This is a genomic window from Acidimangrovimonas sediminis (assembly GCF_002871005.1).
Lineage (GTDB): Bacteria > Pseudomonadota > Alphaproteobacteria > Rhodobacterales > Rhodobacteraceae > Acidimangrovimonas > Acidimangrovimonas sediminis.
The window spans coordinates 197,795-210,342 of record NZ_PHSN01000004.1 but is presented as its reverse complement, the minus strand read 5'-3'; the positions used below and the strand labels follow the sequence as shown (position 1 = coordinate 210,342).

General features: G+C 60.2%; 12 protein-coding genes. 9 read left to right on the top strand and 3 right to left on the bottom strand.

All coding sequences use genetic code 11. The features are described from left to right. Positions 1-17 precede the first annotated feature (17 nt). Positions 18-1,100 carry a replication initiator protein A gene (locus CVV76_RS03205; protein WP_199178483.1) on the top strand — a complete coding sequence of 361 codons (1,083 nt, stop codon included), beginning with the start codon at positions 18-20 and terminating at the stop codon, positions 1,098-1,100. An 865-nt stretch (positions 1,101-1,965) separates the two neighbouring features. On the opposite strand, the gene CVV76_RS25150 is transcribed toward CVV76_RS03205, so the two are convergent. Further along, on the bottom strand, positions 1,966-2,352 hold the full coding sequence (locus CVV76_RS25150) for a hypothetical protein (protein ID WP_199178482.1): 387 nt from the start codon (positions 2,350-2,352) through the stop codon (positions 1,966-1,968). A 282-nt stretch (positions 2,353-2,634) separates the two neighbouring features. On the opposite strand from CVV76_RS25150, the gene CVV76_RS03195 reads away from it, so the two are divergent. Next, complete coding sequence (locus CVV76_RS03195; RefSeq protein WP_102223423.1) at positions 2,635-2,898, top strand: hypothetical protein; 264 nt, start codon at positions 2,635-2,637, stop codon at positions 2,896-2,898. Positions 2,899-3,137: 239 nt separating this feature from the next. Here the strand turns inward: CVV76_RS03195 and CVV76_RS03190 are convergent, their stop codons facing one another. Then, positions 3,138-4,184, bottom strand: a complete 1,047-nt coding sequence (locus CVV76_RS03190) for a reverse transcriptase family protein (protein ID WP_146010239.1) — start codon at positions 4,182-4,184, stop codon at positions 3,138-3,140. A gap of 576 nt (positions 4,185-4,760) precedes the next feature. Further along, positions 4,761-5,615, bottom strand: coding sequence for a phosphoribosyltransferase-like protein (locus tag CVV76_RS24590; RefSeq protein WP_146010238.1), 855 nt, complete (start codon positions 5,613-5,615; stop codon positions 4,761-4,763). A 454-nt stretch (positions 5,616-6,069) separates the two neighbouring features. Here CVV76_RS24590 and rpiB point away from each other — a divergent pair, with 454 nt between their 5' ends. From rpiB to CVV76_RS03155, 7 genes are all read left to right on the top strand, one after another. Continuing rightward, positions 6,070-6,519: a ribose 5-phosphate isomerase B gene (gene rpiB, locus CVV76_RS03185; RefSeq protein ID WP_102223174.1), complete on the top strand. Its 450-nt coding sequence runs from the start codon at positions 6,070-6,072 to the stop codon at positions 6,517-6,519. Between the two features lie 227 nt (positions 6,520-6,746). Next, positions 6,747-7,871 (top strand): OmpP1/FadL family transporter, encoded by a 1,125-nt coding sequence (locus CVV76_RS03180; protein WP_102223173.1) that lies wholly within the window; start codon positions 6,747-6,749, stop codon positions 7,869-7,871. A gap of 187 nt (positions 7,872-8,058) precedes the next feature. Further along, a complete protein-coding gene (locus CVV76_RS03175; RefSeq protein WP_102223172.1) occupies positions 8,059-8,919 on the top strand; it encodes an ATPase in 861 nt (286 codons plus the stop codon). A gap of 52 nt (positions 8,920-8,971) precedes the next feature. After that, on the top strand, positions 8,972-9,895 hold the full coding sequence (locus CVV76_RS03170; RefSeq protein ID WP_102223171.1) for a homoserine O-succinyltransferase: 924 nt from the start codon (positions 8,972-8,974) through the stop codon (positions 9,893-9,895). Continuing rightward, the gene (locus CVV76_RS03165) at positions 9,885-10,850 is read left to right on the top strand and encodes an alpha/beta fold hydrolase (protein ID WP_233192696.1); all 966 of its coding nucleotides are present in this window, start codon (positions 9,885-9,887) and stop codon (positions 10,848-10,850) included. Before CVV76_RS03170 ends, CVV76_RS03165 begins: the two co-directional genes overlap by 11 nt. A gap of 173 nt (positions 10,851-11,023) precedes the next feature. Further along, positions 11,024-11,893: a polyphosphate kinase 2 gene (gene ppk2 / locus CVV76_RS03160; protein WP_102223169.1), complete on the top strand. Its 870-nt coding sequence runs from the start codon at positions 11,024-11,026 to the stop codon at positions 11,891-11,893. Beyond that, complete coding sequence (locus CVV76_RS03155) at positions 11,886-12,503, top strand: TetR/AcrR family transcriptional regulator (RefSeq protein WP_102223168.1); 618 nt, start codon at positions 11,886-11,888, stop codon at positions 12,501-12,503. Before ppk2 ends, CVV76_RS03155 begins: the two co-directional genes overlap by 8 nt. The last annotated feature ends 45 nt before the right edge of the window (positions 12,504-12,548 follow it).

Here is a 12,548-nt window from a genome sequence, read left to right as displayed (position 1 = left end):
AGCAGCCGTATACTTCATTGGATCGACGCAGCATTCTGCCCGCCGCTCGTTGTGAACTCGTGAGCGCCAGAACGACATATCGCGGTGATGACATCACTGCGGGTTCTGATCCGACAAGGCCGTCTCACGCCTCCGACGCCGATCAACAGCCCGATGAGCGCGAGCGCCTGTCAGCCGCGCTGGCGCAGCTTGAACAAAGCCGACGAGCCAACAATGCAGATGACGGCCGCACGCGTCAAACGACCCTACGGACCCCTCCGCCCAAAGACCGGCAAGGTGATTTCTTTGTTCCGTCGCTCTTCGACTTCGGCACCAGAGACAGCCGAAACTTGATGGATGTCGCTGTGTTCCGTCTCTCCAAGCGGCACAAGCGGGCCGGAGAGGTCATCCGTCATCCTCTGCCCGACGGCTACATCGAGGTGAAGGCCGGGCCGGACGGCATGGCCTCCGTCTGGGACTATGACATCGTGCTGATGATGATTTCTGCACTCACCGATGCGATGAACCGCTACCGCGAAGGGACCGGCGAGAGGCCGGGCCGGATCTTCAGGCCCTATGTGAGTGAGATCCTCAAATTTTGCCGCAAGGGTGACGGCTCCCGGCAGGCCGAGGAGGTTGAAGCGGCTCTGGACCGTCTCAAGGGTACGACGATCAAGATCCGCAGGAAACGCCATCTGCAAGGTCGGGGAGCGGATCTGCTCGTCGAAACCGACAGCTTGATTGGTGCTTATAAAATCCTGTCCCGTACAGAGACCGGAAAGGTTTGCGGCCTTCAGATCGAAGCGCCTGACTGGATCTGGCAGGCGATCACACAAAGGCGGCGCCCGGAGGTTCTGGCGCTGCATCCGGATTACTTCCTGATCCAATCGGGCATCGGGCGGTTCCTCTATCGTCTGGCACGGCAGGCTGCCGGGCAGAGCGAGGCGCAATGGTCTTTTCGGAAGATTTACGAGCGAAGCGGTAGCTCAGGAACGTTCAGGGAGTTCTGCCGCCATCTTCGCAAGATTATCTGCGGTGACGCGTTGCCAGAGTACACGCTGCGCGAGGTCCACGGGAAAACCGGGCCTCAGCTCGTCATCCGCCATCGTCAAGGGCTCTGAGCCGCCACGCGCTGACAACTTATGGGCCCTACCCTGGCCGCGCCGGACCCTGTGGACAGACCGTCTATTAGCCACCGATCTCCGTCTATTAGCCACCTTTCTCCGTCTATTAAACACCGGATTCCGTCTATTAAACACTAGCCGATCCAGCAAGCACTTGATTTCAAATTAAAAAACAGACATTTCTCGTCCTAAAACTCTTAAAACTTATTAAAACTCTTAAAACAGCGTCGGCCCTGAGCAGCTCGCTGCGGGAAGGGAAGCAAAGGTGCCCAAGGGCCAACCTGCCACTCCCATGAAACTCCCTTGGTGGGGAGGGGCTAACAGGGTCAGCGAGAAATAGGGCATCGCCCCTGCTGTCAGCCGCTCGGCACAGGCCCCTCGCAGAAAACACCAAAAAATACTGAGACGCTGCGGCACCAGGCAACTCAAGGAAATTTTGCGCAACTCAAGGAAAGTAAGGGCAACTCGAGGCAACTTTCTCAGTCTTGCCCTTCGAAATTCGCAGTATAGAGCCCCTCTTGCACTAAATTGCCTTCGGTTGCCTTGAGTTGCACTAAATTGCACTCGGAAGGGATGGCAGGATGTGTGTTGTACCGGTACGCGCTGACGCCCGCACCACTACATCACCGAACCTTACTCCCCTGCGGCTCGACGGATAGATGCTCTGCGAGGCTGACTGCCGCTGCCGCGACGGCTGGGAAAGGGCGGGTACGACGAGGAGTCGTGATCGCTGCCGGGGCGCAGCGCGCGACCTAGCCCGAGGCGCACCCAAAAACGGTTGGCAGACGACAAACGTGCCTCCAATCCTGATTTCCGTTCAGGTCGGGGTTTTAGTTGGTGGTTGGATCGGAAGGCCGAGACATCACAGAACCTCCACCACCTCATCGCCTTCGTAGCTAAAGCGAACAAGCTCGCGCCGCCCATCTGGATGTTCTTTGATCAGCAGATCGCTCGGCGTATCGTCTTCGACATAGTAGATCGGAACGCCCGCCTCCAAGGATTCCTGTGCCGCGCTCTCGTCGCCACGCAACAGGTCCAGCAGCATTTCCCTCCAGACACCCTCAGACGGCCCTCCAGCCGCCTCCTGAGCGCTCAGACGGGTTATGGCCGCCTCAGCGACAGCCACGGCCTCAGGGATGGCTCCAGACGCGCCCTCGCTCGCTGCAATGGCTCGTTCCAGGAATGCCTCCAGATCGGCGTTGGTCGCGAGATCGTCTGCTTGCTTCGGTGTTTCGCACTTCTCGGCCATAGCCGCCTCCTCGATTGATGCGCCCCCGATGTGGGCTGCTTCAGGCACCCGTCCATCAAACCAAGGCGCTGGATCGATTTCGCGCGCTTCTGCATCGCGGCGAGGTCAGACTGGGCGCAGATGTTTCGGTGACCAGGAACTTCTGTCAAAATCGTGCGGAGCGCTAGAGAAGATCAACAGGATGCATGCCACGGTCAAGCATGCGATATTGACGCGTACCCCCAGACTCCATGACGTTTGAGAATTAGCAGCCAGCTGGCAAGCATGATCGGGAGCACCCAGATGACGCAGATCGCGTCAAAGATCCTTGGAACGGTGAACGCGCCCTATGGCGCGAACCTGTCCGCATGCCAGCTTGCTGCCTGTATCTCGGATATCGCAGCAGCGCAGTCGGCCATGGGGCACGTCTTCTCCTTTTTCTCAGAAGTCGCGCCGGAACTCCAAAACGACTTCGTGGCAGAGGTGGGCCTGTCCGCCGCCAAGGTGCGCGTTGTCGCGGAAACCTTGCAAGCCTCATGCCCCTTCCCGCTCGCTCTCGCGGCCTGACAGCGCCCCGGCCATGAGCACGCCATCTCCGCCCCTTCCGCTTCGGACCGGCGACCGACGCATGCGGCCCTCTGCGGGCATTCGAACTTGGCACGGGGCATGACCGATTCTAGCCCCTTCTTTGACATTCGTCCCAGGCGCCGCATGCAACCGCGCGCTGACCCAAAGGGCGCGCCTATCTGTCGCCACGCAAGTTGCCAGATCCTGCAGTGCGCTGATAGCCGAAACAGTTCACAAAATCACAGCCTAAATCTGCCGCGATCCATCTGATTGGAAAGGTCTTGCAGATTGCTCTTTAGCTTTACGGCCGTAGAGTTTTCGGGCTCTACTTGGAGCCAAAAAGCAACCCTTCCCATTAAGCGCTCCACTACCAGCGGGTCTGGTTTCTCACTCCTCTCAATATAAGAGAGAAGGCCATAACTCAAAAGCGCGTGTGCGTCAGCCTTGATGCTTCGGACTTCTTTTCTTGGCAACTTAGGGCGGCCAGTTCCTATGGAAATCCCTGTGACAATCTTCTTATGTCCGCCCTTTGATATCCTGGTTTTTCCTTCATTCACCAAAAACCCAAAGCTCTTGAGAATGAACTCAATTTTACCCAACACATCAGAGCCTAAATCCTCTCCAGAGACAGATATGTCGTCTGCATATCGTGTATAGATTAAGGAACGGGGTTTGACTAAGTCAGATATCTCTTTATCCATGTTTCGGCATACAAGATTGCTGATCGCCGGACTCGTTGGGGCACCCTGGGGTAGCCTGCCATCTTTGCAGCATAGCCGCGCCATTATCGCCGATACATTAGGGGGATATCCGAGACCCAGAAAGGTATCCCGAACAGTGTCTATGTGAATTGACGGGAAGAAGTCTTTGATATCCATTCCCAAAAGGTGATTGCCAGAGATATGCATCTTCGCGTTGTCGACTACTGAACGCCCTTGAGCAAAGCCAAACGCGGAGTCGTGGATGGGAACATGTTGCAAAATTTCTCCGTTGATCCATCTCTGGCAAAGAAGGAGGGTCGGGTGTGGAGCAGAAATAACTCGAACGCCTCCGCTTCTCTTCTTGACTTCGAAATCGCGATAAAATGCAGAACTATCCTTTGTTACTGCTGCTATGTAAGACTTATTCACTCCAATGAGCTCTGACAGATGCTGCATCTCAAAGATTGGCGGCAAGCCTTTGGCCTCAATTTCCTCGATATACTGCAGATATCCAAGCAGAGCCTTTTTATCTTTAACACCCCTTTCCTCAAAGAAGTGTCGCCATTCTTCTGAGCTTTTACTCAACTTCAATCTCCGAGATGAAGGACGGAGGATACCTAATAATTTATATCATATCTAAAATATGATATCTGCATGGTGCCCTTCATGGGCACCGTGTTGTTCCGCAGGAACAACAGCCTCCCTCTTGAGGGAGGCTGCCTTAAAGTCAGCCTGAACAACCGAGGCGAATGCGCCTCTAAGTTCTATCCATGCCCGCCCTTCCACGTGAGCCAAACAGAAAACGCCTCGGATCTCAAGCCTTTCTAGCAAAAAAGTCTCGGTCTAGATATGCTAAATTTGGCAAGTAAGGCGAGCTAGGCCGAAGCTCAGAAGGCCTTTCGGACTTACTGCCTTCCCTCCATTCTGCATGCACTTTGCAAAATATTTGCTTCCTATTCTGCAAAATCCAAGCTCTTCCGCTTGATGTGATCCGAGCTCTCAAGCCTTCAACCAAGCAGTATTTTCGTTCCAGCATGAATGACAGCAATACAGCTATTTGCCCTGGCGCCACCAAGGTCTCTTTGTGAAGGCGGTACAAGTCGACCCAATCGTGCTCAGAAAAAAGGGCTCTCAGGACAATTCTATGCTGTGAGTTGTACATCATATCCTCGGTGTGAGGCGGTTTCTTTTCACGCCCCCTTTGAGTTCTGGCCACCAGAATATAGGAAAGTTGTTATTCGGCGGATTGTCACCCTCTAGAAAATACGTGGCCTCACTACGCTTCCAGCCAAAGGAGTAGTCATTTATACTTTTCCCGTTTGAGCGTTTTTTAAGTTTTTCCTCAAGCTGTTCCATCGCGAGCGACATTGATACCGCGTCTTCGCCATCGTAGAAATCTGTCAATCCCTTCCTGAGCCAGTTTACGGCATAATAGTCTTTAACTAGCGGAACGACCTTGTCCATGCTGCTTTCCATAGCAGACGCAACGGCCACAAATATATTGCAATCTTTCCCACAGCCCTCCAACTTCTGCCGAAGCCAGGCGGACTTCTTAGAAATAGTGTCGCCGCTCCCCGCAAAGTCGTCTACAATAATGATGGACTTTCCGTCCTCGGCAGCGCTGACAGCAGAAATTAATTTGTCTACAAAATTTCCACTTTTCCATCCGTCGTATTCAGCCAGTACACCCTTCATCTGCTGCACGTAGGAAGAAGAGCTATCAGCAAGCTCCCTATCATTAAGTGCGATAATAATGGAGTTCTCCGGAGATACCTTTAACGTCTGCACAATGTGAAACGCGATGGCCCTGCGGTATTGAAGCTGATCGTTTGGCGTTGCATAATGAAAACGCTCGATTAAATTTGTGACCAAACTCTTCTGCTCAGGCGTCACACACAAACCAAAAATCTCGTTGATAGCGTTGGATTTTTTTTCCAGCCACTGGGACTTCATAGCCAATCTAAGAATTTCAGCGAAATTCGGCATAGACATGATTTCATTGGAACGTTCTACCATATCGCCTCCGGCTTTTTCTTATGGACAGTATGAGCACTGTTGCACAAGCACAAGCACTTCGGTCCACTTTAGACTGTAGGAATGCGTTGATGGGTCTAAGTGGACAGGCCGGCGTTGGCGGCGACAGGTTCGAATGTCGGATAAGCGCGCATCCCAGTAATTCATGCTGCGTGCAGCGAACGGCAGCTCTCCGCCCTTTGTGTCTGTGCCGCGTGTAGCCTATCCTGCATCTTGCACCAGCGCCGCAGGTAACCTGCCGTTCACTCGGCGGCCACGGCCCTATGCCTCGTTGTAAACGGCCCCAGAGTGACGCATAGCAGATGCAACTGTTCGAGCATGGCATAATTCATGGTATCTGCTTCTGACATGGAATATTTTACGATTATTCACCGACACTTACCCAAACCATCAACAATCGAGTGGGAATGAACCCGTACCCCGGAAGGAGCCAACCATGACCGAGAACAAGCGCATCGTGCTGTCGAGCGATCACGCCGGCCTCGACCTGCGGGCCGCGATTGCCGCGCATATCGCCGGCCTCGGCTGGGAGGTGGTCGACATCGGCCCGACGACGACCGAGAGCACGCATTATCCCCGGCATGGCGAAGCCGCAGCGCGGCGGGTCGCCTCGGGCGATTGCCGCTTCGGCATCATCCTGTGCGGTACGGGCCAAGGCATCATGATGGCGGCGAACCGGGTCAGGGGCATCCGCTGCGGTGTCTGCTCCGACCCTTTCTCGGCCCGGATGATCCGCCAGCACAACGATGCGAACATGCTCTCCCTCGGCGTACGTGTCGTCGGTGAGGGCCTCGCGCTCGATGTCGTCGACGCCTTCCTCGGCGCCGAATTCGAAGGCGGGCGCCATGCCACCCGCGTCGACATGTTGGACGAGATCGCGGGCTGAGCCCCCAGCTGGCGGACGCCCCGGGCGCCGCCGGCACCCTGCCCCCTCTCCCCTGATCGACACCCGAACCATGCGCGGGCTTTCCACCCTGGCGCGAAGAGCACGGCAGGATTGTCACGTCCCCATCCTCACCGTTGCGTGACGTTGCGGAACAGATTGACCGCCGCGAAACACAAGCCTTAGTTTTTCTCAAACAAGTTCACACTGAACTTTGGGAGGAGTTCATCATGATGTTTAAGCGCGCCGCCTTGTCGAGTGCCGCTCTGGTGTTGATGTCCGGCGCCGCCAGCGCCGGGGGCATCGAGTGGCTTTCGCCCAGCGATGGAGTGGGCCTGCTGTTCCAGAAGGGCCGCTATGCGGAGTTCTCGCTGGGCTATGCCAAACCCAGCGTCTCGGGTACCGCGGTCCCGCTTGCGGGCGGCCGCTCCTCGGGCAACATGGCGAAAAGCTACACCCCCTACAGCCTGGGGCTGAAGCTGCCGATCGGCCCGAAGTTCGACTTTGCCTTCACTGTCAGCGCGCCGGACGGTGCCGACGTGAACTATCCGACCGGCACCTTCTACCCCTATGCCGGCTCGACCGCGAAGATCACCGAGACCGAGTACAAGGCCCTTCTGCGCTACAAGATCGACCCGAACTTCAGCGTCTACGGCGGCCTGCGGCTGAACCAGGCCAAGGGCACCGCGCATATCGTCGCCGCCCCGGCGCTGAACTACACGCTGTCGACCAACACCGCCTCGGACACCGGCTACCTGCTCGGCGTGGCCTACGAGAAGCCCGAGATCGCGCTGCGCGTCGCGCTGACCTATTCCAGCCCGATCAAGCACAGCTTCGACGCGACCGAGGGCTTCGTCGGCGGGCCGACCGGCATTCCCAGCCAGTTCGAGACGACGCTGCCGAAGTCCTGGACGCTGGATTTCCAGACCGGCGTCGCGCCCACCTGGCTGCTCTTCGGCTCGGTCGAATGGCGTGAGTGGAAGGCGTTCGACATCTCGCCGGTCTATTACACCGCCGCGGCCGGGGGTGCCCTGGTGTCCTACAACGACAACACCATCACCTACACGCTGGGCGTCGGCCACAAGTTCACCGACACGCTCTCGGGGGCTGTCTCGATCGGCTACGAAAAGTCCAACGGCGGCTTCTCGGGCAACCTCGGGCCGACCAATGGCTACACCAGCCTGACCCTCGCCATGATCTACACCAAGGACCACATGAAGATCACGACGGGTGTCAGCTACTACGACATCGGCAACGCCAAGACCGAGAACCCCTATGCGCCGGGCACGACGCTGTCGAACTTCAACAACAACCACCAGGTCGCCGTGGGCGTGAAGGTGGGCTACAGCTTCTGATCCGCGCAACTGCACGGATCCCCGGGCCCCGCGTTTCGGCGCGGGGCCCGTTGCATTCGGGGCGGCGAGGTGGTGCGTGGGGGCCGCGCCACCGGGCCGATCGGGCCGCGCCCCCTTTCCCGAACGGTAAATCCATGACAAACCCATGCCATCCGGCGGAAAACCCGCCGAGACATGGGTGCAAGGCATGATCTACGAGACGGCGGCAGACTGGCGCGAGGCCAGCGCGCGGCGGGTATTGATGTTCGGCATGTCGGGGTTGGGCAAGACCTACCTCGCGGGGCTGATGCGCGATGCGGGCGGCTGGTTCCACTATTCGATCGATTACCGGATCGGCACGCGCTACATGGGCGAGCTGATCGCCGACAACTTCAAGCGCGAGGCGATGAAGGTGCCGCTCCTGCGTGAGCTGCTGCTGACTGACAGTGTCTACATCACCTCGAACATCACCTTCACCAACCTGGCGCCGCTGTCGACCTATCTCGGCAAGCCCGGCGATCCCGAGAAGGGCGGCCTGCCCTTCGACGAATACCGCCGCCGCCAGGACGAACACCGCGCGGCAGAGATCTCGGCGCTGCTGGACACCCCGCATTTCATCCGCCGCGCCGAAGAGATCTATGGCATCGCCGATTTCATGTGCGATTCCGGCGGCTCGATCTGCGAGGTGGTGGACCCCGACGACCCCGAGGACCCGGTGCTGACCACGCTGTCGGACAACCTTCTGATGGTCTGGATCGAGGGGACCGAGGCGCATACCGACGAACTTGTCCGCCGCTTCGACCGCGCGCCCAAGCCGATGTATTACCAGCCCGAGTTCCTCGAAACCGCCTGGGCCGAGTACCTCAAGTTGAAGAACGTTACGGAAGAGGCCGTCGATCCTGACGATTTCGTCCGCTGGACCTATGCCCGCGCGCTGGCCCACCGGCGCCCGCGCTATGCCGCGATGGCGGCGAAATGGGGCGTTTCCGTCACCGCGGAGGAGGTCCAGGCCGTGAAAACCGCCGAGGATTTCGACGACATGATCGCCCGCGCACTGGAGCGCCGCTGACACCGCGCCATATACACTCCACCCCTGACAGCAGAGACCGACCGAGAAGATCATGCCCATCACCCTGCCCGAGAACCTGCCCGCCTTCACCACCCTCCACCGCGAGGGCGTGATGGTCATGTCCGACGAGCAGGCGGCCCGGCAGGATATCAGGCCGCTGCGCATCGGCCTTCTCAACCTGATGCCGAAGAAGATCCAGACCGAGACGCAGTTCGCCCGGCTGATCGGCGCGACGCCGCTGCAGATCGAATTCGGCCTGATCAAGATGACCGACCACGAGTCGAAGACCACCTCGCCCGAGCACATGGACGAATTCTACCGCCCCTTCGCCGAGGTGGCCGCCACGGGCGAAAAGTTCGACGGCCTCATCATCACCGGTGCCCCGGTCGAACATCTCCCTTTCGAAGAAGTCACTTACTGGGAAGAGCTCAAGCAGGTCTTCGACTGGGCCAAGACCCATGTCCATTCCACATTCGGCGTCTGCTGGGGCGGGATGGCGATGATCTACCACCTGCATGGCGTGCCGAAGCACCTGCTCGACGCCAAGGCCTTCGGACTGTTCAAACATTACAATCTGCAGCCCGCGTCGCACTACCTGCGCGGCTTCTCCGACGAATGCGTGATCCCCGTCAGCCGCTGGACCGAGATGCGCCAGGAGGAGATCGCCGCGGTGCCGGGGCTGGAAACCCTGCTCGGCTCCGACCAGGTTGGGCCGTGCCTGGTGAAGGACGACGCCAACCGCGCGCTCTACATCTTCAACCACCTCGAATACGACAGCACCACGCTGAAGGAGGAATACGACCGTGACGTCGCTTCCGGCGGCGCGATCACGATGCCGGTCGACTATTTCCCCGCGAACGACCCTGGCCGGAAGCCGGCGAACCGGTGGCGCAGCCATGCCCACCTGCTCTACGGCAACTGGATCAACGAGATCTACCAGACAACGCCTTTCGACCTGAATGCCATTGGTCGCTAGCCTCATTGTCCTGATCCCCGCGGCGGTCGCGGGTTTTGCCGGGGCCACGGTCCGGCGCGCCCGGCTGCGCGAGGAAAGGGCCGAGGCAGAGAGCCCGCCCCGGGGGATGCTGATCAAGGCGCGCGGCGACTTCGGCGCAGTGACGATCCACGCCGAGATCGCCGGCGAAGGGCCGGACCTGATCCTGATCCACGGCGCCAGCGGCAACGCCCGCGAGTTCACCTTCCGCCTGACCGATCGCCTCAAGTCGCGCTACCGCGTGATCGCCTTCGACCGCCCGGGCCTCGGCTGGTCGGGCGACATGGGCGCGGCGGGGAACTCGCCCCAGGGCCAGGTCGCGGCCCTGCGGGCGGCGGCGGCCCGGCTGGGCGTGCACCGCCCGGTGGTCCTGGGCCAGAGTTACGGCGGCGCGGTCGCCATGGCCTGGGCCCTTGCGGCACCGGAGGAGGTGGCTGCGCTGGTCATCGTCTCGGGCGCGACCCACCCCTGGCACGGCGGCCTCGGCCTCTGGTACCGCCTGATGCGCAGCTGGACCGGGCGCAACGTCGTCGTGCCCATCGTCACCGCCTGGGCCGGCCGCCGCCGCGCGAAACGGGTGATCGAGGCGATTTTCGCCCCGCAGAAGATGCCACGCGGCTATCTCGATCATATCGGCATCGGGCTGATCCTGCGGCGCGAGACGCTGCGCATCAATGCCCGCCAAGTGAACGCCCTGCTGCGCCACGTCACCGACCTTGCCCCGCGCTACGCCCGCCTGAAGATGCCGATCGAGATCGTCCATGGGACGGCCGACAGCATCGTGCCGATCGGCATCCATGCCGAACGCATGGTGCGCCAGGTGCCCGGCGCCAACCTGACCCGGCTGGAAGGCGTGGGCCACATGCCGCACCATACCCATCCCGACGAGGTGATCGCCGCGATTCACCGGGCCTCGGCGCGGGCCGGCACACGCTGAGGGCGCGTAGCCCCGGGGGGGGGGACGCGGGGTGGAGAGGTCGGCATGCGTATTTGGGGAACAATGAAAACAGGGAGCGGCTGCGCGTTCGCGGCGCGGAAGGTGCCCGCGCTTGCCCTCGCCCGGCCAAACACCATAGTAAAGCAAAACCCTTGGGTACGGACGAGGACGGCATGGCACTCCCCTTCGACGGCGCAATCAGCGCCTTCTTCCAGGATGACGCTCCGAAGGAGATCCGCGAGGCGATCGAGGAGGGAAAGAAGCGCGAGATCATAGACCCCTCCTATCCCTACGACGCCTGGATGAAGAAGAAGGACTACGAGGACCGCATGGCCGCGCTGCAGGTCGAGCTGGTCAAGCTGCAGGCCGACGTGAAGGCCACCGGAAAGCGCGTGGCGCTGGTTTTCGAGGGCCGCGACGCCGCCGGCAAGGGCGGGACGATCAAGCGCCTGCGCGAGAACCTGAACCCGCGCGTCGCCAATGTGGTGGCCCTGTCGAAACCCACCGACCGTGAAGCGACCGAGTGGTATTTCCAGCGCTACATCCGCCGCCTGCCCGCGGGTGGCGAGCTCGCGATCTTCGACCGCAGCTGGTACAATCGCGGCGTGGTCGAGAAGGTCTTCGATTTCTGCACCGACGCGCAGCGCGAGCATTTCTTCGGTCAGGCCCCGGGGTTCGAGGCGATGCTGGTGGACGAGGGCATTCACCTGATGAAGTTCTGGCTGAACGTCGGGCGGGCCGAACAGCTGCGCCGCTTCCTCCAGCGCGAGCAGGACCCGCTGAAGCAATGGAAACTGAGCTGGATCGACGTCGAGGGGCTGAAACGCTGGGATGCCTATACCGACGCGATCCGCGAGACGCTGAGCCGCAGCCACACGCCCCAGGCGCCCTGGACGGTGATCCGTTCGGACGACAAGTACCGGGTGCGGATCGCGACGATCCAGGTCGTCCTGTCGGGGATGGACTACGCCGGAAAGGATTTCGAGGCGATCGGCGCCATCGACACGTCGATCTGCGGCGGGCCGGACGTCTGGCATGCCTAAGCAGGGCTACCACCACGGCAACCTGCGCCAGGCCCTGGTCGACGCGGCGCTCGACCTGATCGCCGAGAAAAGCCCCCAGGGCTTCACCCTGTCCGAAGCGGCCAAGGCCGCCGGTGTCACGCCGGCCGCGGTTTACCGCCATTTCGCCGGCCGCGACGAATTGATCGCCGAGGTGGCGCGCCAAGGCTACACGATCTTCGCCGACCTGATGGAACACGCCTATAACGACGGCAAGCCCACCGCACTGGCCGCGTTCGAGGCGACGGGGCGCGCCTATCTCGCCTTCGCACGCCGCTTTCCCGGGCATTACATGGCGATGTTCGAAAGCGGTTTGTCGCTGCAATCGAACGCCGAGCTGGCCCAGGCGGCGGGCCGTTGCAACGCGGTTCTCGAACGTGCCGCGGCCAGCCTGTCCGAACGCATCCCCCCAGACCGGCGGCCCCCTGCGGCGATGTTCTCGGCCCATGTCTGGGCCATGAGCCACGGCGTGGTCGAGTTGTTCGCCCGCGGCAACCCCGGCGGCCGCACGCCGTTTCCGCCCGAGGAACTGCTGGAGGCCGGCATCATGATCTACCTGCGCGGGCTCGGGCTTATCCCGATGGATCAATGAGTTGATCTGGTTTTCTTGTGCACTGCATGAGGAGTGCAGCCCAGT